This is a genomic window from Nocardia sp. CA-135953 (assembly GCF_050955735.1).
Classification (GTDB): domain Bacteria; phylum Actinomycetota; class Actinomycetes; order Mycobacteriales; family Mycobacteriaceae; genus Nocardia.
In genome coordinates this window covers 2,936,023-2,962,813 of sequence record NZ_CP192082.1, presented here as the reverse complement: position 1 = coordinate 2,962,813, position 26,791 = coordinate 2,936,023, and the positions used below count along the sequence as shown (strand labels likewise).

Sequence of the window (26,791 nt, the reverse complement as noted above, 5' to 3'; positions counted from 1 at the left end):
GTCCCATGAAGAAACGCCTTGCTCCCCTGCTCCTCGCTGTCGCACTCGCCGCGGCGGGCTGCTCACTGCAGAGTTCGGACAACACCCCCGAAGGCACCGTCAAGGTCGTCGTCGGCTACCAGTCCAAGACCATCAATACCGTCACCGCGGGCACCCTGCTGCGCGCCCAGGGCTATCTGGAACAGCGGCTACAGAAGATCACCGACAGCGGGGGTGCCAAGTACCAGGTCGAGTGGCAGGACTACGACACCGGCGCGCCGATCACCGCGCAGATGCTCGCCGAGAAGATCGATATCGGGTCGATGGGCGACTATCCGTTGCTGATCAACGGATCTCGCACCCAGTCCAACGAGCGCGCGAAAACCGCGCTGGTATCGGTGACCGGCTACAACCCCAGGGGTGCGCTCAATATGGTTGTGGTGCCCCAGGATTCGACGGTGACCGGGGTAGGTGATCTGGCCGGGCAGAAGATTTCGGCCAGCGTCGGCTCGGCCGGGCACGGCACCCTGGTGCAGGCGCTCTCGCGGGCGGGCGTCGATCCGGCCAAGGGCGTCGAGGTACTCAACCAGCAGCCACAGGTCGGGGCGACCGCATTGGAATCGCATCAGGTCGGCGCGCTCGCGCAGTTCGTGGCCTGGCCCGGACTGCTGGTCTTCCAGAACAAGGCGAAACTGCTCTACGACGGTGCGGAATTGGGTGTGCCGACCTTCCACGGCGTGGTCGCGCGACGCTCCTACACCGCCGATCATCCCGAAGTGCTACAGGCCTTCCTCGCGGCCCAGCTCGACGCCACGAAGTTCCTGAACGAGAAGCCCTTCGAAGCCGCCGAGATCGTCGCCGACGGTTCCGGATTGCCGCAGGAAGTCGTGTACCTCTACAACGGGCCCGGCGGAACGTCTTTCGATACCACGCTCGAGCCCAGTCTGATCGATGCTTTCAAAGGCGACGTGCAGTACCTGAAGTCGATCGGCGACTTCGCCGAACTCGATATCGATAAGTTCGTCGATCCCGCGCCGCTGCGCAAGGCCTTCGCCGACAACGGCGCGGGCGACTACGACCAGGCGGTGTCGGCGGCCGTCAACCCCAGCCGCGTCACCGGCACCGACCCGGTCTGCGCGCGTCCCGTGAGCAATGCCGCGCAAGCCGGTGAGCTGTGGCTCGACGGCACGGATCGACCACAGCCCGCCGCCGATCCGACCTGCCTGCTGCGCGCGGTCCAGGCGGCCAAGGCGCAGGGCAAGGCGATCCGCGCCGCGTATGTGCCCGATGCCGAACTCGGCACGCGCTGGTTCGCCGACAAGGCGGTGTGGTTGCGCGACGGCGACAGCTTCCTGCCGTTCACGACCCCCGCAGCCGCGCAGCGCTATCGGCAGGTGCACCCGGCCGCCACTGCGATCTCCTATGACCAAGCCGTCACGGAAGTCCGACCATGACAGCATCGCACAGCGCTTCGTTGTTGCAGGACGGCCGAGCGACGGGCGAGCGACCCGCGCCCCCGGTCAGCGCGACCGTGGCCGACGGTGATGAAACCGGCGAAGTACGAGGGAATTCCGCATGGCGCACCCGGATACTTCAGGTGGCGTCGGTGGCGACCGCGATCGGACTGTGGCAGCTGCTCACCGCCAACAACGTGCGGTGGTGGCTGCGCTTCGACACACTACCGACGGTCACCGAGATCATCGGTGAATTCGGCAAGCAGCTGCAGTCGGACCAGTTCTACGTCGATGTCGGGCAATCGCTGATCCGTATTCTCACCGGATTCGGGCTCGCGGCCGTGGTCGGTGTGGTCGCGGGTATCGGTCTCGGCCGGTCCGGGCTCTTCGCCGCGGTGCTCGGACCGCTCACCGAATTGGCGCGGCCGATTCCGGCCATCGCGCTGGTGCCGGTGGCGATCCTGCTGTTCCCGAGCGACGAATCGGGCATCGTCTTCATCACCTTCATGGCATCACTGTTCCCGGTGCTGGTCAGCACCCGGCACGCGGTACGCGCGCTGCCGACCATCTGGGAGGATGCGCTGCGCACCCTGGGTGCGTCGCGCGCTGATGTCCTTGTGCGAGTGGTGTTTCCGGGCATCCTGCCCGGCGTATTCAGCGGTCTGTCGGTCGGGATGGGTGTGGCATGGATCTGCCTCATCTCGGCCGAGATGATCTCCGGACGGCTCGGCATCGGCTACCGGACCTGGCAGGCCTACACGATCGTCGACTATCCGGCGGTATTCGTCGGCATGATCACCATCGGCATCCTCGGCTTCGGCACCTCCGGAATCGTGGAATTGGCCGGACGCCGGATCACCCGCTGGCTGCCGAGAGAGGTCGCCGAATGACCACGACAACCGCACCCGCCACCCCGACCACAACCGGAATGCGGCTGAGCCTGGACGGAATTCGCATCGCCTACGGCGGAAAAACGGTGCTCGAGAACTTGGAGCTGGCCATCACACCCGGCGAAATCCTGGTCGTGGTCGGCAAATCCGGCTGCGGCAAGTCGACGCTGCTGCGGGCGATCGCCGGACTGCGCAAGCCGGATCGAGGCGTGATCCGCGCCGACGGCATTGCGGTGACCGGGCCATCCGCCGACCGCGCCCTTGTCTTCCAGGACGATGCGTTGCTGCCGTGGCGCACTGTGCGCCAGAACATCGAGCTCGCACTGCAATTGCGCAAAGTGCCGCGGGCCGAACGCAAAGCCAGCGCCCGGCATTGGGTGGAGGAGGTCGGACTCACCGGCTACGCCGATTATCTCCCGCGCGATCTCTCCGGCGGCATGCGGCAGCGAGTCCAGTTGGCGCGCAGTCTCGCCGGATCGCCGCGCGCGGTGCTGATGGACGAACCGTTCGGCGCACTCGACACCCAGACCCGGACAACCATGCAGCGCTTGCTGATCGACACCTGGCGCGCTCACCCCACCACCGTCGTATTCGTCACCCATGACTTGGACGAGGCGCTACTGCTCGGCGACCGCATCGCGGTACTGGGCGACAGTGGGCTGGGCGACAGTGGGCTGGGCGACAGTGGGCTGGGCGACAGTGGGCTGGGCGGCGGCGTGCTGCACACCCTGGTCGATGTGCCCGAGCCCCGCACACCGGCGGATCGTCGGTCGGTCAAGGCCGAAATCCTGGAGAAGTTGTGAAAATTCCCGCGCTATCCGATCGGATCCGGCTCGACTGCGATGTGCTCGTCATCGGCGGCGGCACGGCGGGGACCATGGCCGCACTGACCGCCGCCGAGGCAGGCGCCGATGTGTTACTGCTGGAGAAGGCGCATGTGCGGCACTCCGGTGCCTTGGCCATGGGCATGGACGGGGTCAACAACGCGGTGATTCCTGGCAAGGCCGAACCCGAGGACTACGTCGCCGAAATCACCAGGGCCAATGACGGAATCGTCAACCAGCGCACCGTATATCAGACCGCCACCCGAGGCTTCGCCATGGTGCAGCGCCTCGAACGCTACGGCGTGAAGTTCGAGAAGGACGAGTACGGCGAGTACGCGGTGCGCCGGGTACACCGGTCCGGGTCGTATGTGCTGCCCATGCCCGAGGGCAAAGATGTGAAGAAGGCGCTGTATCGCGTACTGCGCCAACGCAAGATGCGCGAGAAGATCCGGATCGAGAACCGGCTCATGCCGGCGCGGGTGCTCACCGATGCGGGCCGCGCAGTGGGTGCGGCCGCATTGAATACGCGCACCGGCGAGTTCGTGGCGGTGGGTGCCAAGGCGGTAATCCTGGCGACCGGTCCGTCCGGCCGCTTGGGGTTGCCCGCATCGGGTTATCTGTATGGCACTTACGAGAATCCGACCAATGCGGGCGACGGGTATTCGATGGCCTATCACGCCGGCGCGGAACTCAGCGGTATCGAATGCTTCCAGATAAATCCGCTCATCAAGGATTACAACGGTCCGGCCTGCGCCTATGTGGCCAATCCGTTCGGCGGGTACCAGGTGAACGCGAGGGGCGAACGCTTCGTCGACTCGGATTACTGGTCCGGACAGATGATGTCGGAGGTCAAGCGCGAGATCGAATCCGCGCGCGGACCCATCTACCTCAAGGTGTCGCATCTGCCCGACGAGACCCTCACGACGCTCGAAGGCATTCTGCACACCACCGAACGCCCGACCCGTGGCACCTTCCACGCCAATCGCGGCCATGACTATCGCACCCACGATATCGAGATGCATATCTCGGAAATCGGTTTATGTGGTGGACATTCCGCATCCGGCGTATGGGTCGACGAACACGCTCGCACGACCGTGCCCGGACTCTACGCGGCCGGTGATCTCGCGTGCGTGCCGCACAACTACATGATCGGCGCTTTCGTCTTCGGCGATCTGGCCGGCGGCCACGCCGCATCGACACTGTCCGAAGTCGCTGCACCCATCGAACTTCCGGACGACCAACTGACCGAGGCATATGAACTGATCTATCGACCGCTACGGCAGCCGGACGGCCCACCGCAGCCGCAGGTCGAGTACAAACTGCGCCGATTCGTGAACGACTATGTCGCGCCGCCGAAGACGGCCGCGAAACTGTCGATCGCGATCGAGACCTTCGAGCGGATGCGCGGCGAAATCGCCGAAATCGGTGCTCGCACACCTCATGAACTCATGCGCGCGGTCGAGGTCACCTTCATCCGCGACTGCGCCGAAATGGCGGCGCGCAGTTCACTGACCCGCACCGAATCACGGTGGGGGCTCTACCACGAACGCGCCGACCTGCCGCGGCGCGACGATGACGAGTGGCGCTACCACCTGAACCTGCGTAAGAACTCCGATGGCAGGATGGAATTCCTCAGGCGGCCGGTTGCGCCGTATCTGGTACCGGTGCCCGGTCTCGATGACCTGCCTTCTACCGACGCCACTGTGGTCCCGATCGCGCAACCGGAACTCATCGGCGGGCGCGCACCGGCCGATGCACCGCGCACCGTCCGCACATCGACGACCCCGCCGTCACCGCGGCTGGTCAGCCTGCTTGCCCTGGATTCGCCTACGGTGCAGGACCTTTGGACCTATCTGTCCGATGCCGATGCCGGTGTCCGAGTGGCGGCGCTGTCGGTGCTGACCGAGAACACCCCTGAGGGATTCACATCGGTATTGATCGGCGCGCTCGACGACGACGCAGCATCCGTTCGCGCGGCAGCCGCGGCGAGTCTGCGCGAACTCGTGGAGGTGCTTCCCGATTCGACCGGCCTCGCCGATCGACTCGACTCCCTCGACCCGGTCGTCCGGGCGACCGTCGTGGATCTGTTACGCGCGCTGCGCGCCGGAACGGCAGCACAATTCGTTGCGGCACTGACTGATTCAGACCACCGGGTGCGCATCGAGGCCGTACGGGCTCTGGTATCGCTCGACGACTGGCAGGCCGTCTCGTCGGCGGCGACCGATGAGAACCGTGAGGTGCGCATTGCCGTCGCGCACGGGTTGTCGGCGATCGGCGGGCATGGCACCGAAACGGCGCGCGCTCTTGCCGAGGATCCGGATCCGCTCGTGCGCGCCGCCGCCCTGGCTTCCTTCGCGAATCTCGCTGTTGCGCAAGATGACGCGGCGCTACTTGTCGGCGCGCTCGGACACTCTGCCTGGCAGGTCCGGGTGGGTGCCGCGCGGGGCCTCGCGGGCGCGAACCCCGATTTCGGCGTCACCCCGCTTTCCGAGGCCCTGCACGATCCACACCTCGATGTGCGCAAGGCAGCGGTATTGTCGCTGGCCACCTGGCCGCACAGTGCGGCGGCGCACGATGCGCTGAAGCTGGCGATCGATGACAGCGATGCGGATGTGCGCGCCTATGCGCGCCGCGCGTCGGACCGCGTGCGCCCATTGTCGTAGCCGCGCATTTCCGCATCAGCAGCCGGCCAGATATATCCGCACCCGACCCGGCCCAATTCCCGGACAGAGAGTGGGAACGCCGCCGCGTAGCTGGTCGTATGCTCTATGCCCAGCGGTATCGAGGGAGATGGAGGATCCATGGCGGATCGGGAAGTGCTGACCTGGGAATTATTCGGGACGGCGAGTCGCGAGCTCGCCACCGAAATCGCCAAGGACGGGTTCGAACCGGATCTGATCCTCTCGATCGCACGCGGTGGCCTATTCGTCGCCGGAGCGCTCGGTTACGCACTGGACGTGAAGAACCTGCACGTGATGAACGTCGAGTTCTACACCGGCATCGATCAGCGCCTCGATCTCCCGGTCATGCTGCCACCGGTCCCGCAGGCGGTCGATCTGGCAGGTGCGACGGTCCTGGTCGCCGACGATGTGGCCGATACCGGCGCCACTCTCAAACTCGTGCGCGACTTCTGCATCGACCATGTCGCCGAGGTGCGCTGCGCGGTCGTGTACCAGAAGCCGCATTCCGAGGTCGATTGCGAATACGTCTGGCGGCGCACCGACCGTTGGATCAACTTCCCCTGGTCTACCGAACCACCCGTCGTCGACCGGCAGACCCGAGTGCTCGACGCCTGAGCCACCGGCGCGCCCGGTTCTTACCGGCCAGAACGCTCGGCGACGGCGGCGTCGAGGCGGGCGCCGAGCGCGTTGACCTGGTCGCGCAGCCGGATGAGATGCTCGATCGGATAGCCGACCTCCGCCATGACCGCCTCGATCATCTGCCGGGCCTGTGGTTGCAGTGCGCGTCCGGCTTCGGTCGCACGCAGTTCGACAGCCCGGCGATCGCTGGAACTCCGGACGCTCTCGACCAGACCATGTGCCTGGAGTCGCTGGATGAGCGGTGACACCGTGCCGTAGTCCAGCTGCAATTGTTCGCCGAGTTCCTTCATGGTCATCGCAGGCCGTCCCCATAAAGCCAGCAGGGCCAGATACTGCGGGTAGGTAACACCCATCGCCTCGAGAAACGGCCGATACGCCGCGGTCATCGATCGGGATGTGGAGTACAGAGCAAAGCACAGCTGTGATGCGAGCGAGAGCAGGTCGGCATCGGTTCCCCCGACGGTTGCGGAAGCACCATCGGACCCCGCGGCCGCCCCGACACGCACCACGGGTGTGGGATGCGCTTCTTCGGGCATTAGGACACTGTATCCCAGCGAATTCGCTGTGTTTTCTGCCGCCGTCAAGCGTTGCCCCGCCCGGCCCCGAGCCCATATGACGGAGTATTCAGATGGGGTCGGGCTCGTGTGGTCCGTAGGTCAGTGGTTCGAATGCCGTGGTCTGTGGATCGGCCGGGGGCGGGGTGCTGTGACGGATCCACAGTCCGGCAAGGAACGCCACAGTGGTGATGATCGCGATGTGCGCCGCCATCAAGACGAAGAAGGGGAGGACGAATCCCTCGTCGGTGACCGCGCCGCGGTCGGTCACACAGTAGAGGGTGTAGTTGACCGAAGTGCCCTCGGAGTCGTGGAAGGTGTCCGATACCACCACGGGTTCGTGGTAGGGGTCCGAACAGAACAGTGGCCCGGTGAGTTTCGCTTCACCGGGCCAGATCGATACGGGCACCACGGTACTGAACATGCCGACGCCGACACCGGTCGACAATGCGGTGGTAAGCAGTCTCGCCATGGCCTCACACCTGCTGGATTCGAAGAAATGCGCCGGTGCGGTCGAACTCGGCGACCATATCCGTCCGCGGCGAGCTGACGTTCGCGACGATGCGGATCTCGCGGCTGAAGCGACTCACGACGATCACGGTGACCTGGCCGTCGGCGAGTTCGCTGCGAGCCAGGGTGGTATCGACGATGTCCTCGATATGCGCGAGTCCCGGCACCTCACTGACCATGAAGCCCTCGCTGTCGATATCGTCGAATGCCGAAACCCGCACCGGCTGTGGCGCACTCAGCGCACCGAGCGTGAACGAGTAGTCGTCGAGCCGACGGGAACCGTCCGGGTCGCGCACCCGCAATCGCACGACTGCCTGCCGTGCGGTGGGATCGGGCCACGCGGAGAAGAATCGAGTCACCTGGTTTGGCTGATCGGACAGCACCAGGCGGAACCGCATGGAATCCGGAGCGGTCAGCAGAATGACATTCGCCTGAAAATCAGTGGTTCCCAAGCGCTCTCGCACCGCGGTAACCGCCGAATCCGTCAACCCGTTGACAAGTCCCCCGCCCCGCGCCCGCAAACTCTGTTCGAAGTCGCCGCGCTCGACCGCCCCGAAACAGCCGCCGGCGCTCAGTACGACCAAACACAGTGCGGCCCGTAGCCACCTCCGACGGCGCATACCGGAATGCTAAACGTTCACTGGTCGAATGCCATGTCGGCCCCGTTTGTCAGAGAATCGGGCAACAGGAGCGGGCGGGGATCTCGCGTCACAGCTTCAAGCGCTCATGCACTCCGGATGTGGTTGCCGTGCATGGAATTCAGGGCCCGACGGCTGGGCGAGCGGCGTCCGTTGCGGGGTCAGGAGCCGATGACGTCGCAAGCTCGCCCCACGAGGAGTGGGTCGGCCGGGGTGACGATCTCGGGGTCCTTGTTGTCGTAGTCGAACAGACCGAGGACGTGGCGCATCGCGTTGAGGCGGGCGCGTTTCTTGTCGTTGCTCTTGACCACGGTCCAGGGAGCGTAGTCGGTATCGGTGTGCTCGAAGTTCTGTTCCTTGGCGGCGGTGTAGTCGTCCCATTTGTCGAGCGAGGCCAGGTCCATCGGGGACAGCTTCCACTGGCGGACCGGGTCGACTTGGCGGATGGCGAAGCGAGTGCGCTGCTCCAGCGGGGACACCGAGAACCAGAACTTGACGAGGTCGATGCCGTCGTCGACGAGCATGCGCTCGAAGAGCGGAACTTGGGCGAGGAATCGCTGATGTTGTTCAGGGGTGCAAAAGCCCATGACCCGTTCGACTCCGGCACGGTTGTACCAAGAGCGGTCGAACAACACGATCTCCCCTTCCGCGGGTAGGTGTTCGACGTAGCGCTGGAAGTACCACTGCGTCGACTCGCGCGTGGTCGGCTTCTCCAGTGCCACCACGCGTGCACCGCGCGGGTTGAGGTGCTCCATGAAGCGCTTGATGGTTCCGCCCTTACCCGCGGCGTCGCGGCCCTCGAACACGATCACCAGCCTGCGCCCCTCGGCCTTGACCCAATTCTGCAATTTGAGCAGCTCGATCTGCAGCAGGCGCTTGTCGGCCTCGTAGCTATCGCGGGCCAGACGCTCCTCGTAGGGGTAGCCCTCACGCCAGGTGTCGACGGCGAAACCGCCCTGGGCGGTGATCAGGATCGGGTCGTCGTCATCGAAATCGTCGACGATGAAACCGGCAGTGTCGGAAAGGTCGACCACGGACTCGAGGTCGCCGATCGAACTGAAGTCGGGCAATGGCTGCCGTGTCGCGAAGTCGGTCATTTCCGGGACACTATCGACGGATTCTGACCGAAAGGTGAACAGCCGAAGCACCTCACCGTGCGCGTATCACGTGCGGTGTGGACCTTTCCTGGTCATGCGCAGACCCCATACCTCGAGGGTTGTCGCGATCGCCATGTATTGCAGGTAGGCGGCGATGACAAGTTCGGCTCCGTAGTCGTGCAGCCATCCCCGCAATGGCAGCAGCGCCGCCACACCGAGGCAGATCAGCAATGCACCCAGCACCAGTGCCGGGATCCGCAGCGGCGCGAGCTGCTCATCGAGGAGAACGCGGGCGGACCGCGCCGAATCTGCCGCGCCCCTCGAGCTCGGCTGAGAGGCAGCGGGACTACCGGTGCGACGTGTATCGAAGGGATTGGGTATGGACGCTGGATTAGCCATAGCGTTCTCCGGGCCGATACGGCGATCGACCAAGGTAGCGATTCGATATGGAAATGGCGCAACACGGGTGATCACCGTGATCGGCGACCGATCCGTCCTGTCATGCGGTGCGATTGCCGCTCCCCGACATTTATGAAGGCTAACTATTAGCCAGCGATAGCGTGACAGTTATTCAAGGTCGAAAAAAGACCCTTTCCTTACACGACTCGATGCGTACGCGCGTGACCGAATCGTGACCTAGCTCGCGGATATGGTCCTGAACTAGGGAAACAACTGTCGAGATGGCGGAATTCGGACCCGACCGGGAGAGCGCGCAGGCCCACTGGCGTTACCGAACCGATATCCACCAGCGAGTTGGCCGAGCGGTGATCTCGGATGATCGAGACCGTTGCGGCACAGCCGAACGATCGACCACGCGGTCGCGCACAGCAGCATGCCGTTGCGGACTGTCAGCACCACCACTCCCGGCCAGCTCCCGGTGGCTACCCGGTCGTAGAGGAAGGGGAATTCCACTTGGCTCATGAACGCGATCGCCAGCACCAGCACCAGCACTGGCCGCTGTGTGCTGCGCGAGTCGAGCGCGCAGACCGACGCGACCGCCACTGCCCACACCAGGTACTGCGGGCTGAGTACCCGGCTGGTCACCAGGGCGAGCAGCACTGCGGCCAATACCAGATCGGTCGCCGGAGGCCGCACACGCCACCAGATGAACAGCAACACCGCGCCGCCCACGACCGTCGCCGCCACGCACGCCGACGCCACCGCGGACACCACTGGCCCGGACAACTCGTCGGCCCCATAACGATGCACGATGGTCCAGCGGCCGTTCAGCAGTCGAGCGATCAACAGTGGTGTGGCAGCCACGGATTCGATCTGCAATCCACGCTTCGACTGGAACTCCAGGAACGACCATGCCCCCGGACCCAACGCCGTCGATCCCACGATCGCGGCGATACCGACACCGGCCGCGCCCGCACTCATCCGCCGCAGGGTTCGCCAGCGCAAACCCAGCACAACCAGCACTGGCCAGACTTTCAACAGCACGCCGACGGCAGCGGCCGCGCCCGCCGCCGCTGGGCGGCGCGTCGCCCACAGCAGTGCCGCGACCGCGGTCGCGGCCACGATCAAATCGAATCGGCCATAGCAGACTCTGCCCAACATGGCCACACCCACCGTCCACACCCACGGACCGGTCTGCGCAGTCTCCCAGCCGTCGCGCCGCGCGGCCCGGATCAACAAGCCGAGTACGCTCGCATCCGCGGCGGCGACCAGCGCGAAGAACAACCAGTTGTAACCGAGGCCGCCGCCGAGCAGTCGGGGTACGACGAGCAATGCACCGGCCCCTGGCGGATACTGCCAGCGCTCGTCCGCCATCGGGAAAATGTTCTGGTACGCGATCTGCTCGGCCCATCCGCGATACAGCGTCAAGTCCGCGGCCGAGGCATCCCAAACGCTGTGTGGCAGCACCGTCACCCCGGTCAACACCACCATCAGTGTCCGCGTAACCACCCACACCAACCACAATTTCGACACCGACGACAGCCTGCGCACAAGGCCGCAGCCTAACCACCGCGACCCTCATGCGACACCGGGCGCGAACATCGTCACGCACAGCCCAGCGCCGGGACCGGTCCGGCGCTACCGCCGATACGCTGCTGCGCGCATGACGAGCACTTGACCGCACGCGTGGCCGTTCGAGCGAAAACGTCAGGCGCACAACCGGAATCACAGCAGTCCGGCCACAAACGGTACGACTACGACCGGAATCGACAGAACTACGGCGGATATCGCTGATCCGGCGTTCACACCGCAGAGCGCCGACTCGTCCTGGCTATCCGCTCGCCCAAGCTCCGTGGCTCGGCCTCGTCGGCGTGTATCGGCAGTTCCAGCGGTAGGGCGGCGGACCGGAATCCGACCGGTCACTGTGCGAGGCCGCGTGCGATGACCAGTCGCTGAATCTGGTTGGTGCCCTCGAAGATTTGCGTGATCTTGGCTTCGCGCATATACCGCTCGACCCGGAAGTCGCGGGTATAGCCGTAGCCACCGAGTACCTGAACAGCGTCGGTCGTAACCTTCATGGCCGCATCGGTGGCGATCAGTTTGGCCACACTCGCCTGGCGTGAGTACGCCAGCCCCGCATCGCGTCGCCGCGCGGCATCGAGATAGGTGGCGCGGGCCGAGTCGACCGCGGCGGCCATATCGGCCAGCAGGAACCCCAGACCCTGGTGGTCGATGATCGGCTTGCCGAATGCCGTGCGCTCTTTGGCATAGGCGACGGCTTCGTCGAGCGCGGCCTGGGCCAGTCCGGTCGCGACCGCGGCAATGCCGAGTCGGCCGGAATCCAGTGCGCTCAAAGCGATTTGGAGGCCCTGCCCCTCTGTACCGATCCGTCGCTCGACGGGCAGGAACGCGTCGTCGTAGTGCGCGGTCGTGGTGGGCACCGCATGCAGCCCCATCTTCTGCTCGGGCTTGCCGAAAGTCAGGCCGGTGGTCGCACGCGGCACCAGGAAGCAGGAGATGCCGCGCGACCCCTCGCCCGTGCGCGCGAAAACGTTGTAGAAGTCGGCGATGCCGCCATGGGTGATCCAGGCCTTGGTGCCGTTGACGAGATATCCGCCGTCAACGGGAGCGGCCTTGCATGCCACTGCGGCGGCATCCGACCCGGCCTGCGGCTCGGACAGACTGTACGCGCCGATCGTATTGCCGCCCAACATCTCCGGCAGCCAGCGCTGCTTCTGCTCCTCGGTGCCGAAGGCCAGTAGCGGATGACAGGCCAGGCTGTGCACGCTGACCGCCACCGCGATCGCCGCCCACCGCGCCGCGATCTCCTCGAGAACCTGCAGGTACACCTCGTACGGCTGGCCACCGCCGCCCCATTCGACCGGATACGGCAGGCTCAGCAATCCGGCCTCCCCCAGCGTGGCGAACACACCGCCGGGATAGGTCTCGGCCCGTTCGTGTTCATCGACGATCGGCGTCAGGACTTTGTCGGCGATGTCTCGGGCGAGCTGGATCAATTCCCGGGCTTCGGTGGTGGGCAGCAGACGTTCGACGGCCACAAGACTCCTCGCCTACGAATAACAGTACTGAATTACCGATCACAGTACTGTGCGCACCCCAGTACTGCAAGTGCCTTACCAGTACTATTCGCTGATATGGAGCAGCTCGCGCGCGCAGGATTCGCCACCCGGCGGCGTACCGAACTCTTCGACGCGCTGGTCGATCTGTTTCTGACCGAGGGATTCGCACATCTGACCCTCGACGAGATCGCCGCGCGGCTGCGCTGCTCCAAATCGACCCTCTACACCCTCGCGGGCAGTAAGGAACAGCTGGTCCGGGCCGCCACCGTGCACTTCTTCCGCCGCGCCACCGACGATGTGGAGACCGGCATCGCGCCGATCACCGATGCCCGTGAGCGCATCACCGCCTACCTGTCCGCGGTCGGTACCGCCCTGGCCGCCGCCTCCGACCGGTTCATGGCCGACCTGAGCGGTTTCGCGCCCGCACGGGAGATCTACGAGAAGAACACCAGGATCGCCGCCCGACGGGTCCGCGAACTCATCGATGAAGGCGTCGCGGCGGGTGAATTCCGTGACGTCCACGCCGCCTTCGCCGCCGATATGGCCGCGACCATGATGGTCCGCATCCAGCAGGGTGGAGTGCGCGAGCACACCGGACTAGACGATGCCGATGCCTACCGCGAGTTGGCCGCCATCCTCACCGCGGGCATCAGCGCCTAGCCTCACCCAGGGCTGCCACAGCCGCTCCACCGACACCACCACTCGCTCGATATTCGAAAGGCGAGGGCGCACAAGGGATCTGGATCTGCGACTACTGCGCCAAAAGCATCGACATCGCTACCACCATCGCGCCACGCCTGCGCTGACCCGCGCGCCTTGTCGTCAGTGCCGCGGACAACCCGATGCCGCCGCCGGATCCACGCCCGATCCGAATCTCGTTGCCCAGCAATCGGATCCGGCATCACGGGAGCGGAGGCAACCTCGTTGACGCGCTTGTCGGCGATCGAATGCTTTCTCCGACTGGGTCAGCCGCAGCACGAGAGCGTCAGCCGCGGGCGTTGGTGACGACCGGCACCAGATACCCGCGTGCGAACTCGGCGAGCTCGTCGTCGGACCGCAGCGGTGTCGTGCCGTGCGGGGCGAGGATGAGGGAATGGACTACGCGGCAGACGATTTCAGCGCGGGTCATCAGGTCGTCGGAGTCGGCGAGTAGTCCGCACCGGACCGCGCGTTCGAGCGTGGTGGCGGTTGCGGTGACGCACATGGCGAAGGTGGTGGCGCCGTCGACCGTGAGTTTCATGATCACTCGCTCGGGTTCGATCGCCAGCATCCGTTCGACCATGGGATGCGTGCGCCAGCGCGTGACGACCGTGACGAATATGTCGGCGACGAGATCGTCGATGCTGTCGTGCCGTTCGGGCATTGCGGCGAGTTCCGTGAGCAGCGTCGCGACTTCGCGACTGATCACGGCCTGTACCAGATCATCGCGTGAGCCCACCCGCCGGTAGACCGTGACACGATCCACCCCGGCCTGCCGGGCGACGTCCTCGATCGTCGTCTTCTTGACGCCGACCTTCGCGAACTGCACGAGGGCGGCGTCGAGGATCCGCGTCTCGAGATCGTCCGCATCATCGCGGCTCAGGGCTGCTTTCGACGCCGTCTTCACTCGTTCGACGCTAGCAGACAACACCGGTCGTGCAACAATCCAAGCAAAAATGTTGCCGCAACATTGCAATGAAATTTGTGGCGCTGTACGGTCTGGGCATGGCTGACACCGCTGGCGCGACGAAGCGCACCTACGGCGACGACGCGCATGCGATCAATGCACGCGATGTCCATTTCGAGTTCGATTCCGTGCCTATGCACTACATCCCCGGCGAGGTGCTGGCCACCCACATCGTCAACGTCATGCATCTGGTGCTGCCCGAGGGTGAGCGAGCCATGGCGCAGGCCCTGTCCGAGGCACTGCCGCATATCCACGACGAGCGGCTGCGGGAGGAAGTGATCGGGTTCGTCGGGCAGGAGACCATGCACGCCAACAGCCATGAGGCCGCGCGAATACATCTGCTGTCCACCGGCCTGGACGTGGATTCGTATGTCCGCAAGGTGGCGTGGCTGGTCGACCGCGTTCTCGGTGATCACGGCCTGACCGGACGAGCGAAGGACGAATGGCTCAAGGAACGCCTCGGCCTGTTCGCCGGGATGGAGCACTACACCGCCGTGCTCGGCGAATGGCTGCTCAACGCGGATATTCTCGAGGAGAAGGGCATGCATCCGGCCATGCTGGATCTGGTCCGCTGGCACGGTGCGGAGGAGGTCGAGCACCGCAGCGTGGTCTACGACGCGTTCATGTACGTCGACGGCAGCTACGCACGCCGGGCACGGACCGCGATCCTGGCGAGCCTGACCCTGCTGCCGCTGTTCATCGTGTCGACGGCGTACATGTACCGAAAGGATCCGGAGGCCGATAAGGGCAAATTCTGGTTGCGACAGTTCGCCAGTGCCACCCGCCGCGGCGTGATCCCCAGTTGGACAGTGTTCCTCACCGAGATCCCCCGCTATCTGCGGCCCGGCTTCCACCCCTCGCAGCTGGGTCCGATGGACAAAGCGCTGCGGTATCTCGGACACTCACCGGCCGCACGGGCGGTGGGTCACTGATGGACAAGCCTGCCGATGCCGCACCGGTGAGTCTGCGGATGCTCAACGGGATCATGGACGCCTACAAGAGCGTCTTCGTCAAAGGCGGCGCCGCGCCGCTGCTTTCGCGACCGAAGCCGGTGCGGCGCACGGGATTCGAGCTGGACGTGCGCGTCGAGAGCATCGAACGCCAGACAGCCGATGTGGTGAGTCTGACCCTGCGCACGGCAGCGGGTGGCCCGCTGCCGACATGGCGGCCGGGTTCTCATGTGGATGTATTTCTGCCCACCGGACGGCAGCGGCAGTATTCGCTGTGCGGTGACCCGTCGGATCGCTTCCGCTATCGGATCGCGGTGCGCCTCATCCCGGACGGCGGCGGAGGCTCCCGGGAGGTACACGAGACGCTGCGCGCCGATGACCGGCTCCGCATTCGAGGCCCCCGCAACGCATTCACCTTCGTCGACGCCCCGTCATATCTGTTCCTCGCCGGTGGCATCGGCATCACACCGATCCTGCCGATGGTCAAGGCGGCGGGCGCCCGCGGGCGGCTGGTGTACCTCGGCCGTTCGCGCGACACCATGCCGTTCCTGCAGGAGTTGCCCGGCGCGGATATCCGTCCCGACGACGAATTCGGTGTCACAGATGTCGCCGAAATCATTGCTGGCGCGGAGCCCGGTGCGGCCGTCTACGTCTGCGGACCGCCGCCGATGCTGGCGGCGGCGCAGCGCTGCATGTTCGAGCTGAATCCGAGCGGGTCGCTGCACACCGAGCGATTCTCGGCGCTACCGGTCATCGATGGCCGCGCATTCGATATCTCCCTCGCGCGCACCGGCGGCACCGTTCGCGTCGCCGCGGACGAGACCGCACTGACCGCGCTGCGCCGCCGGCTCCCGGATATCGCCTACTCCTGCCAGCAGGGTTTCTGCGGCACCTGCAAGGTCGGCGTCGCCGCCGGCCCCGTCGAGCACCGCGACCGCCTGCTCACCGAATCCGAACGAGCCGATCACATGCTGGCCTGCGTATCGCGCGCCGCCGGCGACGCGCTCGTACTCGACCTCTGAACGGCCGGAGACCAACTGATGGCTACATCGATGAAAACCCCTGGAGCAGTGACAACGTTCGAGGTGCGCAATCCGGCCACCCGCACGACGGTAGGCCACTACCCCATCCACCGGCAGACCGAAGTCGACCATGCTGTCGCCACCGCGCACCAAGCGGGAATCTGGTGGGCGGCACTCGGATTCACCGAGCGCGGTCGACGACTCGACGCCTGGCGCGCCGAAATCGCCAAGGGCCGTGACGAATTGGCCCGGATCATCCACGAAGAAATGGGCAAGCCGGTCTCGGACGCGAAACTGGAGATCGCCATGGCGCTCGAACATCTGCGTTGGGCCGCGCACAACGCTGAGCGTGTGCTCGGCCGCCGCGGCGTGCGGTCGAGCCTGCTCACGCTGAACCATGCCGCGCAGGTCGAATACCGGCCCTTCGGCGTGGTCGGGGTGATCGGCCCGTGGAACTACCCGGTCTTCACACCGCTCGGCTCGGTGTCGTTCGCGTTGGCCGCTGGGAACGCCGTGGTGTTCAAGCCGAGCGAGTACACGCCCGGTGTGGGAGTGTGGCTCGCCGATGCCTTCGCCCGCACCACTGCGGAGCGACCGGTGCTGCAGGTGGTCACCGGTCTCGGTGAGACCGGAAACGCGCTGTGCCGCAGCAGGGTCGGCAAGATCGGGTTCACCGGTTCCACGGCCACCGGCAAGAAGGTCATGGCGGCCTGTGCCGAGAATCTGACCCCGGTGCTGATGGAGTGCGGCGGCAAGGACGCGCTCGTCGTCGATGCCGATGCCGATCTGGACGCGGCCGCCGAGGCCGCGATGTGGGGCGGGTTCTCAAATGCGGGCCAAACATGCCTCGCTGTGGAGCGCGTCTACGTGCACGCCCACGTATACGACGCTTTCGTCGAGAAACTGGTGACGCTCGCGAGCACGATCGACGCCGGTCGGCCCGAATCCAAGGTCGGACCGATCACCATGCCCAAGCAACTCGACGTCATCCGACACCATCTCGAGGACGCGATCACTCGGGGCGCCCGCATCCTGCTCGGTGGAATCGACACTGTGCCCGGGCAATTCGTACAGCCCACGATCCTGGCCGATGTGCCCGACGATGCCGCGGCCATTACCGAGGAGACCTTCGGCCCGACACTCACGGTCACCCGCGTGCGCGATATGGACGAAGCGATCGAGAAGGTGAACGCGGGCGCCTACGGCTTGGGCGGCACCGTGTTCTCGCGGCACAACGGCCGCGCCATCGCGGATCGCATTCGCGCCGGCGGCGTTTCGATCAACTCGTTCGTCACCCATGCCACCATCCCGACGCTGCCGCTCGGTGGAGTCGGCGACTCCGGGTTCGGCCGGGTACACGGACCCGATGGGCTCAAGGAATTCACCTACGCCAAAGCGACCACCAGGCAGCTGTTTCCATCGCCGCTGCCACTGACCACCTTCCGGCGCACCACCCGGGTAGACGCGGTAGCCGACCGGCTGGTGGCACTGCTGCATGCAAGGAGCCGATAAATGAACGCGGAACACACCCATATCGCGGTCGTCGGCGCGGGATTCGGCGGTATCGGGCTCGCGGTGAAACTGCGGGAGGCCGGATTCGAGGATTTCGTCATCCTGGAACGCGCCGACGATCTGGGCGGAACTTGGCGCGCCAATACCTATCCGGGTTGCGCCTGCGACGTTCCCTCGCAGTTGTACAGCTACTCGTTCGCGCCCAATCCGGACTGGTCGCGCACCTACGGGAAGCAGACCGAGATCCTCGAATACCTCCGGTCGGTGGCCGTCGACCACGATGTGGTCCGCTTCATTCGCTTCGGCGCGGAGGTGCTCGACGCCCGCTGGGACGAGACCGCATCGCTGTGGCGCATCGAGACAACGGAGGGTTCGCGCACCGCGGACTTCCTCGTATCGGCGGCGGGAATCTTCGCCGAGGCGAAGTATCCCGACCTGCCGGGTCTGGACACCTTCGCGGGCAACAGCTTTCACTCGCTGCACTGGGACCACGACCACGATCTCACCGGCGAGCGCGTCGCGGTCATCGGCACCGGAGCCTCCGCTGTGCAGTTCGTTCCCGAAATCCAGCCCCGGGTCGGCAAACTGCTGCTGTTCCAGCGGTCCGCGCCGTGGATCGTGCCGCGCATGGATCGCAGGACACTGCCCGCCGAGCGGTATCTGCTGCGCAGTGTCCCCTTGGCACAGAAGGCCGTTCGTGGTCTGTGGTACTCGGCCATCGAGGCTTTCGGACTGATCTCGCTGGTGGACCAGCGCTTCCGGCATCCCTACGAGGGGCTGGCACGGCTGCAGCTGTTGCGGCAAGTGCGAAACCCGCTGTTGCGCAGGACCTTGACGCCAGACTACGTGATCGGCTGCAAGCGCGCGATCTTCTCCGACGCGTATCTGCCCGCGCTCGACCGGCCCAATGTCGAGGTCGTCACGCAGGGTATCGCCGAGGTGCGTCCGCATTCGATCGTGCTGCGCGACGGCACCGAACACGAAGTCGACACCATAATCCACGGCACCGGATTCACCTCGATTCCCACCGCCTACGAACGGCTCATCGGCCGGGACGGGATCTCGCTCGCCGAGCTCTATCACAAGCAACCGCAGAGCTACCTCGGTGCGGCCGTCGCGGGATTTCCCAATTTCTTCTGCACGCTCGGTCCCTTCGGTGCGGCCGGAAACCAGTCGGCCATCTACATGATCGAATCGCAGATCGCCTACATCGTCGATGCTCTGAAATCGGTGCGCCGCAACGGAGTTCGCCGCGTCGAGGTGCGTCCGGGAGCCCAGGAGCAATTCCTCGCCGAAATGGCACAGCGCAGTTCGACCAGTGTCTGGCTCACCGGTGGCTGCACGAGCTACTACACCACACCCGACGGGCTCAATGCCGGGCTGTATCCGAACTGGAGTTTCGAATACCGACGTCGCACACGCGCTTTCGACGCCGACGCTTACGAGGTGACCAAATGACGATCGGGGTAATGCCGGGCCGCTACGACGTGGACGGCAAAGTCGCGTTGATCACGGGCGCCGCCCAGGGGATCGGCCGTGAACTGGCGGACGTTCTCCACGCCCGCGGCGCATCGGTCGTGCTGGTCGATATCGACGGGGAGGGCGTCGCCGCCGCCGCGACTGCCCTCGGCCCGCGCGCCCTGCCGCTCGCTGCCGATGTGGCGGATCGAGACGCCATGCGCCAGGTGGTCGCGGACGCTGTCGATCACTTCGGGTGTCTGAACGTGGTGGTGGCCAACGCCGGTGTGGTGCCGCGCCCCGCCACCCTGCGCACACTCGAGGGCCGGGACTTCGACCGCGTCATCGATATCAACCTGACCGGCGTATTCAACACCGTGCGCCCGGCACTCGATCACATAGTCACCGCCCGCGGCCATGTCGTGGTGGTGTCCTCGTGCGCAGCTTTCGCACCGGGGATGGCGGGTGCGCCCTACATGATCAGCAAAGCGGGCGTGGAGCAGTTGGGACGGGCACTGCGCGTGGAGCTTTCACCGTTCGGCGCGACCGCGGGTATCGCCTATTTCGGCATTGTCGACACCGCTATGACCCATGACACCCTCGACGGTGACGATCTCGGTCGCGCCCTCGACGATCTGCTCCCGTGGCCACTGAACCGACGGATCACCGCGGCACAGGCCGCGCAGTCGGTGGCCGACGGTATCGAACGACGCGCTCCGCGCACCATCGCACCCGCGACCGGCTGGAGCGCGTACGCGCTGCTGCGCGGAGCGGTGAACGCGGTGCTCGACACCCGCCTCACCCGCGACGCGCGCGTGCACGACCTGGTGCGCGCGGTGGAAGCGCGGGTCCGGATATGAGCGCCGAACCCGCGTCCCGCCGGGCTCGCGCTCTACGGCAGATCTCGAGTCACACTCTGCGTCCGCTGCTGGCCGCCCTGCCGGTCAACACGCACACGCTACCGGCGGCTCGGAAAGCTATCGACCAGGTAATGCGTGCGGTCGCGCCGGTGCTGAACGGCACGGCGATCGAGGCCGTCGAGGACGGTCCGGTTCGCGCCGAGTGGGTGCGCGGTCCGCGCGCGACCCGCGACGATGCCGCCATCCTGTATGTGCACGGCGGCGGTTTCATCACCGGATCCGCACGCTCGTATCGCGGCGTCACCTCACGGCTTTCCACCGCGACCCGGCTGCCCGTGTTAGCGGTGGACTACCGGCTGGCTCCCGAAAATACCTACACCGCAGCGGCATCCGATGTCTCAAAGGCCTATCGTCTACTGCGCGAACAGGGATTCACCCCGGACCGGATAGTTATCGCGGGCGACTCCGCGGGCGGCTACCTGGCCACCGATTTCGTGATCGACAGCGCCGATCGCGGTCGTAGGTGCGCGGCTGCCCTGCTTTTGTTCTCGCCCATGGCCGACCTGGCACTGGAACTCGCACACCGCAGCGCTCGCCGCGATGCCCTGTTCGACCTGGCCACCGCGCACGCCGCCATCGCCCACCTGACCGACGCGCCGCGGCAACTGCGTCCCCGCTCGGGAACGCCATTGCCGCCCACGCTGATTCATGCCAGCAGGGATGAACTCTTCGCCGCCGACGCGATCGCGCTCACCGACCGCCTCAGCGCTGCGGGCGCACCCTGCGACCTGCGCTTGTGGCCCGACCAAATGCACGTCTTCCACACTCTCGCGGCGCTGGTGCCCGAATCCCGAACCGCATACCGCGCATCGGGCCGGTTCGTCATCGAGTCCCTCGAACCCTCCGCCGCACAGGCAATCTGAAAGAAGCACGCTATGCGCCCCGATACCCTCTGCGCCGCCTTCCAGCACACCGCCGCCATCGATCCCGACGCTGTCGCGGTGCGCACTGTGGGCGGCACCCAGGAACTCACCTGGGGTGAATACGCCGCCCAGGTGCGCCGCATCGCCGCCGGCTTCGCCGCGCTCGGCATCGGCCGCGATGACACCGTGGCCCTGATGATGGGCAACCGGGTGGAGTTCTACCCGATCGACGTCGGCGCGCTGCACGCTGGAGCCACGTCCTTCTCCATCTACAACACACTGCCGCCTGAGGCGATCGCCCATGTGCTCAGCAATGCGGGGGCGTCGGCGGTGGTGTGCGAGGCGCAATACCTCGACCGCATCCGGCGCTCCGGCGCGGCCCCCGCGCACATTGTCGTACTGGACGGCGACCCGGTCGAGGGCACAATGACCCTCCAGGAGCTGCAGACGCTCGGGACCAGCGACTTCGATTTCGAGAAGTCCTGGAAAGACACGAAGCCCGACGACGTTGCCACCCTCATCTACACCTCCGGCACCACCGGCAACCCCAAGGGCGTCGAAACCACCCACGCCAATCTGCTGTTCGAGGCCTCCGCGTTGGCCCAGGTACTGCCGATCGAATTCGGCGACCGGATCACCTCGTTCATGCCCTCGGCCCATATCGCCGACCGGTTGACCGCGCTCTACCTGCAGATCGTGTTCGGCACGCAGGTGACGGTGGTGGCCGAACCCGCACTCATCGCGGCCGCGCTGCCGGACTGCCGCCCGACCATCTGGGGTGCGGTACCGCGGGTGTGGGAGAAGCTGAAGGCCGCAATAGAACTCGGCGTCGCCGACGAACCCGCTCCCATGCGTGCCGCGGCCATGCGCTGGGCCCTCGACACCGCACGCAAGCGCATGGACCTGCTGCGCGCCGGAGAGCCCGTTCCGGCCGACCTGACCGCCGAATTCGAGAAGGCCGATGCCACTGTGCTGTCGGCGCTACGCGCGAAACTCGGCTTCGACGAGCTGAAATGGGCCGTCTCCGGCGCGGCGCCGATCCCCGCCGACACCCTCGCCTTCTTCGCCGCACTCGGACTGCCCATCTCCGAAATCTGGGGCATGTCCGAACTCACCTGCATCGCCAGCGTATCCCCGTATGCCCCGACTGAACTCGGCACCGTCGGGCGTCTCGTACCGGGTATGCAGATGCGGCTCGCGGACGACGGTGAGCTGTTCGTGCGCGGTCCGCTGGTCATGAAGGGGTACCGCGCCGAACCGGAGAAGACGGCCGAAGCCATCGACGGCGACGGCTGGCTCGCCACCGGCGATGTGATGACCTGCGATGACAACGGCTGTTTGCGCGTCGTCGATCGCAAGAAGGAACTCATCATCAATGCGTCCGGAAAGAATATGTCTCCCGCCAATATCGAGAACGCGGTACGCGCGGCCTCCGGTCTGATCGGAACCGTCGTCGCGGTCGGCGACGCACTCCCCTATGTCACCGCACTGGTGACACTGGATCCGGACACCGCGGCGAGTTTCGCCGCCGAGCACGGACTGCCGGTCACCGCCGACGTACTCGTCGGGCATCCGGACATCATCGAACGGGTCTGCGCCGCCATCGATTCCGCCAACCAGGTCCTTTCCCGCGTCGAGCAGATCAAACGCTTCCGGCTGCTGCCGACCTTCTGGGAACCCGGCGGCACCGAACTCACCCTCACCATGAAGCTGCGGCGCAAACCCATCGCCGAGATGTACGCCGCCGACATCGAACTGCTCTACACCGACCCGCAGCCCGCCGGTGTGCACACCCCCACCATGAGGGAGACCGTCTCCCGCTGACTCGCTGGTTCCCCTCGCCGACAGCGACGACACCCTCATCCAGAACGGCCCGATCCGCTTCCGCCACAGCGTGATCGTGCCCGCCGAACCCGAACGCGTCTGGCAAGTGCTCACCGCCGCCGACGCCCTGGTCTCCTGGGCTCGCGGCATCACCGGCGTCGACTGGATCACACCGCGCCCCTTCGGTATCGGCACCCGTCGCGAGGTCACCGTCGGCCGCGACGCCGCCGCACTACGGGAACGCTTCTACCGCTGGGACGTCCGTTCGCGGCCGGTGGCGAGCGCCCTGGCACCCGCGAGCGGTGCGAGGTGGAGCGGGCGGGTTACTAGCGCTCTGCCGTTCCCCCGCCGTTGTCGCGGGTTTCGATAGCCTTGACGGTCTTGTCGAGGGCCTGTTTCAGGACGCGTTTGCCGACGGTCCCGACCACGACTCCGAGGACCCGGCCCTTGAGGTTCTTGCCCTCGCGCACCACGACCACATCCACGTCGGTCTTCCCGTCGGTCCTGCGCGTGAAGGTATAGGTGTGACCCGAGTGGCCGCCCCATACGTTCGAGTCGGTGGTGGTCATGACGACGCGGTCGGGATTCGACCAGTCGTAGTGCAGGCGTTCCCAGATGCCGCGCGAGCCCTCCGTGACGTCGGCATCACGTCGGCCCTGGTCGTGCACCTCGAGATACGCGTCGGCGCTGTTGCCGAACACCTGCGAGCGGCCCGGCCCGAAATCGGTCAGCGCCGCCACGAACTGCTCCGGTGTCGAGGTCGTGGTCTCTTTGAAGTGGAGGGTAGACATCGTTGCTCCTTTGCTTCGGGGGTGACGGGTCGCGGTTCGATCCAGGAGGTGAGAACTATCCGAGCGAGGTCCTCCTCGGGGTATTCGCGCACGCCGTAGAGCACGCCGGCACCCGCCGTCGGCACCATCCGCCGGAGTCGATTCGGCGAATCGATCGCCCTCGACGTGCGCGGTGTTCTATTTATGGTGTTCCTATTCATGAAGCATGAGCTTCGGCACATGCCTGCGCAAGGCCGTCGACGAGCGCATCGAGCCCAGCCTGCGAGGAGGCCACCGTCAGGGGGCGGTCGGCCGTCGTGCCGGTCAGCGGTCGGCGGTTGTCGAATCTCCTCCCGCGCTCCACGGATCGGGGGTCGACGCGTCGAAGCCGTATCGGAGGCACGGATCCGAATGGCGGCGGCCCCTCCCTTGCACGGTGGAATCGAACTTTACGAATGCCACTATGGTCCGCAACCGGATGTCCGTCATGGGACCGAAGTCCCTAGCCCGGGTGACCTCGGGCCACACTCCCCAGCGACCGGACTCAGCGTGACGCGGCAAGCACCGCATCAGTGGCCGCCGCATCGCCGACCGTAATCCTGATACCCGTGCCGTAATCCTTGACCGCTATGCCGTCCCGCGCGAAAGCCGTACGGAGCCGGTCGATTTCGGTGGCACGGCAGCGACCGAGGTACACGAAATTCGCCGTACTCGTCGGCACCGCGAAGCCGAGTGTGCGCAACCCCTCGGTGAGCCGACCGCATTCGCGGGCGATCTCGGCGGTGCGCACCGCCAATTCCGCCTGGGCGTCATAACATGCCCGCACCCCGGTCTCGGCCAGCGCGGTCACCCCGAACGGCAACTGCCACCGTCGAATTCGCGCGATCATCGGGACCGCCCCGATCCCATACCCGACCCGCGGCGCCGACAACCCGTGCGCCTTCGAGAAGGTCCGCGTCACAACCAGATTCGGATACCGCGCCAACAGACCAACCGTGTCCACCCGATCTGCCACGGCGACGAAGTCGATGTACGCCTCGTCGAGCACGACTGTGACCGACGGATCGATCCGAGCGAGAAACCCTTCGAGTTCGGCCTGCGCTATACAGGTGCCGGTCGGATTGTGCGGACTGCACAGCACAACCACCCGCGTGCGCGCATCGAAGGCATCGCCCATCGCGTCGAGATCCTGATGGCCGTCCGCGGTGAGCGGAATCTGCACCGCCCGGCCGCCGATGGTCTCGGTCAGCAACGGAAATCCGTCGAAGGTCGGCGTCGCCATCACGACGCCGTCGCCGGGCGCGACGAACTCCCGCAGGACATACGCGATGACCCCGGTGGCACCCGCTCCGACCACTATCTGGTCGGGCGGCACGCCGAGCCGTTCGGCGATCATTCCGGGCAGCCTGCGCGGCAGGTATTCCGGATACCGGTTGGCCGCCATCCGCGCGCCTTGCAGCGCGGCACGCACGGATGGTAAAGGACCATAAGGGTTTTCGTGGAGCGCGAGCCGATGCTCCAGTTCCGAGGTCGGCGACATATCGAATCCCTCGCTCAGCGTCGATGAGTGCGCCCGCACGACTATTCGTGCGGGCGCTCGATTCGAACGGATACTCGGGCGGTCGCTAGAGCACGGTATTCATGATCGTGCCCGCACTGGTGGCGACCGCGCCACCGGCCATCGCACTGGCAATCATCTTCGGCGACTGCAGCCCGCCTCCGGACCATTTCTCCCAGGCGAACCGTCCGCCGCCATAGGTAATGGCGGTAACCCCGGACAACTGAATCAGCCAGGTGAAATACCGGCCCATTTGCATCAGTTTGTCCGCCACCGGCGGCGCCTCCGGTTCCGGATTACTGACCTCGGCTAGCACAGTGTCGTGTAACGCGGCGAGAATCATGCTCACTTCATGCTCCTTGTCGCATGCCGGTGCTGGGAAAGAACAGACTTCGCAATGAACGGCTGCAGCGCGTTGACCTCATGATTCAACATCATCAAGATCACGTGATGCAGCCGACACACCGGATTCGATCCCCTAATGCAGTCCGAATCCCGGCATGCCGGACGTTCGCCACCCCTATCCTGAGCGAGGAAAATTCGACGGAGCAGGCCGCCGACCGTGGGTGGCTCGGCGGTTGCGGGCACCCGACGGCCCGTCCGCCACAGGAGGGAATCGTCATGCGGGATAGCAGGGCTGAAACCGCCACCGGATTGCCGACCAAAATCGACACGAGTGTGGCGCATGAAGCTCGTGTTTACGATTATTGGCTCGGCGGAAAGGATAATTACCCGGCCGATCGGGCACTCGGCGACGCGATAGCCACCCATATTCCGGCAATCCGCAGTATGGCCCGCGCCAACCGGGCCTTCCTCGGCCGCGCGGTGCGCTACATCGTCGATGCGGGCGTCACCCAGTTCCTCGATATCGGCACCGGAATCCCCACCGCGGGCAATACCCATGAAATCGCCCAGGGCATCGCATCGGATGCGCGCGTGGTCTATGTGGACAACGACCCCATCGTCCTCGCGCACGCGCGGGCACTCATGTCCAGCACCCGTGAGGGCAAAACGGCCGTTATTCATGCGGATCTGCACGATCCGGCCTCGATATTGCGCAATCCGTCCCTGACCGCGACCCTGGACCTGAACCGTTCGGTCGCCGTCATGCTGGTCGCGATCATGATGTATTTCCGCGACAGCGACGGTCCGCACGCCATCATCGAGAACCTGCTGGAATCGGTTCCCGCCGGCAGCTTTATCGTGATCACCCATCCCACCGCCGATTTCGACGCCCGCGCCATGGCCAGGGTGGTGGCCTCGGCCGAATCCGCAGGCATCACCTTCAATCCGCGCAGCCGCGCCGAAACCGAAACCCTGTTCGCCGGAACCGAAATCGTCGAACCGGGCGTTGTCCCCGTCGTCACCTGGCATCCGGAGTTGATCGGCGACCAATCGGGTCGCATGCAAGCCATTCCGGCGGATCCGGAGTCCGCGTGGTACTGGGCGGGCGTGGGACGCAAGGCCTGACGTTTGGGTCTGTGCCCGTCGGCAACTCCACCC

General features: G+C 65.7%; 26 protein-coding genes. 15 read left to right on the top strand and 11 right to left on the bottom strand.

All coding sequences use genetic code 11. The features are described from left to right. The first annotated feature begins 5 nt into the window (after nt 1-5). The 5 genes from ACQPXH_RS13530 to ACQPXH_RS13510 all read left to right on the top strand — a co-directional run bounded on the left by ACQPXH_RS13530 (nt 6) and on the right by ACQPXH_RS13510 (nt 6,443). Nucleotides 6-1,433: an ABC transporter substrate-binding protein gene (locus ACQPXH_RS13530; RefSeq protein ID WP_433602688.1), complete on the top strand. Its 1,428-nt coding sequence runs from the start codon at nt 6-8 to the stop codon at nt 1,431-1,433. Continuing rightward, on the top strand, nt 1,430-2,323 hold the full coding sequence (locus ACQPXH_RS13525) for an ABC transporter permease (protein WP_433602687.1): 894 nt from the start codon (nt 1,430-1,432) through the stop codon (nt 2,321-2,323). Before ACQPXH_RS13530 ends, ACQPXH_RS13525 begins: the two co-directional genes overlap by 4 nt. Further along, nucleotides 2,320-3,126, top strand: a complete 807-nt coding sequence (locus ACQPXH_RS13520) for an ABC transporter ATP-binding protein (RefSeq protein WP_433602686.1) — start codon at nt 2,320-2,322, stop codon at nt 3,124-3,126. Before ACQPXH_RS13525 ends, ACQPXH_RS13520 begins: the two co-directional genes overlap by 4 nt. Next, on the top strand, nt 3,123-5,810 hold the full coding sequence (locus ACQPXH_RS13515) for a fumarate reductase/succinate dehydrogenase flavoprotein subunit (RefSeq protein WP_433602685.1): 2,688 nt from the start codon (nt 3,123-3,125) through the stop codon (nt 5,808-5,810). The genes ACQPXH_RS13520 and ACQPXH_RS13515 overlap by 4 nt, the downstream gene beginning before the upstream one ends. Before the next feature lie 138 nt (nt 5,811-5,948). After that, nucleotides 5,949-6,443: a phosphoribosyltransferase gene (locus ACQPXH_RS13510; RefSeq protein ID WP_433602684.1), complete on the top strand. Its 495-nt coding sequence runs from the start codon at nt 5,949-5,951 to the stop codon at nt 6,441-6,443. 20 nt (nt 6,444-6,463) lie between these two features. Here ACQPXH_RS13510 and ACQPXH_RS13505 read toward each other — a convergent pair whose 3' ends face one another. The 7 genes from ACQPXH_RS13505 to ACQPXH_RS13475 form a co-directional block, all read right to left on the bottom strand. Next, nucleotides 6,464-7,003 carry a MarR family winged helix-turn-helix transcriptional regulator gene (locus ACQPXH_RS13505; RefSeq protein WP_433602683.1) on the bottom strand — a complete coding sequence of 180 codons (540 nt, stop codon included), beginning with the start codon at nt 7,001-7,003 and terminating at the stop codon, nt 6,464-6,466. Between the two features lie 88 nt (nt 7,004-7,091). Further along, on the bottom strand, nt 7,092-7,493 hold the full coding sequence (locus ACQPXH_RS13500; RefSeq protein WP_433602682.1) for a hypothetical protein: 402 nt from the start codon (nt 7,491-7,493) through the stop codon (nt 7,092-7,094). 4 nt (nt 7,494-7,497) lie between these two features. Then, nucleotides 7,498-8,151 carry a hypothetical protein gene (locus ACQPXH_RS13495; protein ID WP_433602681.1) on the bottom strand — a complete coding sequence of 218 codons (654 nt, stop codon included), beginning with the start codon at nt 8,149-8,151 and terminating at the stop codon, nt 7,498-7,500. Between the two features lie 179 nt (nt 8,152-8,330). Next, the gene (gene ppk2, locus ACQPXH_RS13490) at nt 8,331-9,266 is read right to left on the bottom strand and encodes a polyphosphate kinase 2 (protein ID WP_433602680.1); all 936 of its coding nucleotides are present in this window, start codon (nt 9,264-9,266) and stop codon (nt 8,331-8,333) included. Nucleotides 9,267-9,332: 66 nt separating this feature from the next. Next, entirely contained in the window at nt 9,333-9,665 is a 333-nt protein-coding gene (locus ACQPXH_RS13485; RefSeq protein ID WP_433602679.1) for a hypothetical protein, read from the bottom strand. A 261-nt stretch (nt 9,666-9,926) separates the two neighbouring features. Next, complete coding sequence (locus tag ACQPXH_RS13480; protein WP_433602678.1) at nt 9,927-11,198, bottom strand: glycosyltransferase 87 family protein; 1,272 nt, start codon at nt 11,196-11,198, stop codon at nt 9,927-9,929. A gap of 386 nt (nt 11,199-11,584) precedes the next feature. Beyond that, nucleotides 11,585-12,724, bottom strand: a complete 1,140-nt coding sequence (locus ACQPXH_RS13475; protein ID WP_433602677.1) for an acyl-CoA dehydrogenase family protein — start codon at nt 12,722-12,724, stop codon at nt 11,585-11,587. 96 nt (nt 12,725-12,820) lie between these two features. Between ACQPXH_RS13475 and ACQPXH_RS13470 the strand changes: the two genes are divergently transcribed. Next, nucleotides 12,821-13,405 carry a TetR/AcrR family transcriptional regulator gene (locus ACQPXH_RS13470; RefSeq protein ID WP_433602676.1) on the top strand — a complete coding sequence of 195 codons (585 nt, stop codon included), beginning with the start codon at nt 12,821-12,823 and terminating at the stop codon, nt 13,403-13,405. Nucleotides 13,406-13,730: 325 nt separating this feature from the next. Here the strand turns inward: ACQPXH_RS13470 and ACQPXH_RS13465 are convergent, their stop codons facing one another. Further along, nucleotides 13,731-14,351 carry a TetR/AcrR family transcriptional regulator gene (locus ACQPXH_RS13465; RefSeq protein ID WP_433602675.1) on the bottom strand — a complete coding sequence of 207 codons (621 nt, stop codon included), beginning with the start codon at nt 14,349-14,351 and terminating at the stop codon, nt 13,731-13,733. Nucleotides 14,352-14,449: 98 nt separating this feature from the next. On the opposite strand from ACQPXH_RS13465, the gene ACQPXH_RS13460 reads away from it, so the two are divergent. The 8 genes from ACQPXH_RS13460 (at nt 14,450) to ACQPXH_RS13425 (ending at nt 23,330) form a co-directional block, all read left to right on the top strand. Beyond that, nucleotides 14,450-15,343, top strand: coding sequence for a metal-dependent hydrolase (locus tag ACQPXH_RS13460; protein WP_433602674.1), 894 nt, complete (start codon nt 14,450-14,452; stop codon nt 15,341-15,343). Then, the gene (locus ACQPXH_RS13455; RefSeq protein ID WP_433602673.1) at nt 15,343-16,383 is read left to right on the top strand and encodes a PDR/VanB family oxidoreductase; all 1,041 of its coding nucleotides are present in this window, start codon (nt 15,343-15,345) and stop codon (nt 16,381-16,383) included. Before ACQPXH_RS13460 ends, ACQPXH_RS13455 begins: the two co-directional genes overlap by 1 nt. 30 nt (nt 16,384-16,413) lie before the next feature. Continuing rightward, nucleotides 16,414-17,895, top strand: coding sequence for an aldehyde dehydrogenase family protein (locus tag ACQPXH_RS13450; RefSeq protein WP_433602672.1), 1,482 nt, complete (start codon nt 16,414-16,416; stop codon nt 17,893-17,895). Then, on the top strand, nt 17,896-19,353 hold the full coding sequence (locus ACQPXH_RS13445; RefSeq protein WP_433602671.1) for a flavin-containing monooxygenase: 1,458 nt from the start codon (nt 17,896-17,898) through the stop codon (nt 19,351-19,353). Further along, nucleotides 19,350-20,213, top strand: coding sequence for a short-chain dehydrogenase/reductase (locus ACQPXH_RS13440; RefSeq protein WP_433602670.1), 864 nt, complete (start codon nt 19,350-19,352; stop codon nt 20,211-20,213). The genes ACQPXH_RS13445 and ACQPXH_RS13440 overlap by 4 nt, the downstream gene beginning before the upstream one ends. Then, nucleotides 20,210-21,136, top strand: coding sequence for an alpha/beta hydrolase (locus tag ACQPXH_RS13435; RefSeq protein ID WP_433602668.1), 927 nt, complete (start codon nt 20,210-20,212; stop codon nt 21,134-21,136). The genes ACQPXH_RS13440 and ACQPXH_RS13435 overlap by 4 nt, the downstream gene beginning before the upstream one ends. A 12-nt stretch (nt 21,137-21,148) precedes the next feature. Further along, entirely contained in the window at nt 21,149-22,960 is a 1,812-nt protein-coding gene (gene fadD11, locus ACQPXH_RS13430; protein WP_433602667.1) for a fatty acid--CoA ligase FadD11, read from the top strand. Between the two features lie 76 nt (nt 22,961-23,036). Further along, nucleotides 23,037-23,330: a hypothetical protein gene (locus ACQPXH_RS13425; RefSeq protein ID WP_433602666.1), complete on the top strand. Its 294-nt coding sequence runs from the start codon at nt 23,037-23,039 to the stop codon at nt 23,328-23,330. On the opposite strand, the gene ACQPXH_RS13420 is transcribed toward ACQPXH_RS13425, so the two are convergent. The 3 genes from ACQPXH_RS13420 to ACQPXH_RS13410 form a co-directional block, all read right to left on the bottom strand. Beyond that, on the bottom strand, nt 23,287-23,751 hold the full coding sequence (locus ACQPXH_RS13420; RefSeq protein ID WP_433602665.1) for a hypothetical protein: 465 nt from the start codon (nt 23,749-23,751) through the stop codon (nt 23,287-23,289). The two genes, ACQPXH_RS13425 and ACQPXH_RS13420, sit on opposite strands and share 44 nt — an antisense overlap. Before the next feature lie 523 nt (nt 23,752-24,274). Beyond that, entirely contained in the window at nt 24,275-25,270 is a 996-nt protein-coding gene (locus ACQPXH_RS13415) for a pyridoxal phosphate-dependent aminotransferase (protein ID WP_433602664.1), read from the bottom strand. 85 nt (nt 25,271-25,355) lie between these two features. Next, nucleotides 25,356-25,631 carry a hypothetical protein gene (locus ACQPXH_RS13410; RefSeq protein ID WP_433603439.1) on the bottom strand — a complete coding sequence of 92 codons (276 nt, stop codon included), beginning with the start codon at nt 25,629-25,631 and terminating at the stop codon, nt 25,356-25,358. Nucleotides 25,632-25,909: 278 nt separating this feature from the next. Here ACQPXH_RS13410 and ACQPXH_RS13405 point away from each other — a divergent pair, with 278 nt between their 5' ends. Continuing rightward, entirely contained in the window at nt 25,910-26,758 is an 849-nt protein-coding gene (locus ACQPXH_RS13405; protein WP_433602663.1) for an SAM-dependent methyltransferase, read from the top strand. Nucleotides 26,759-26,791: the final 33 nt, after the last annotated feature.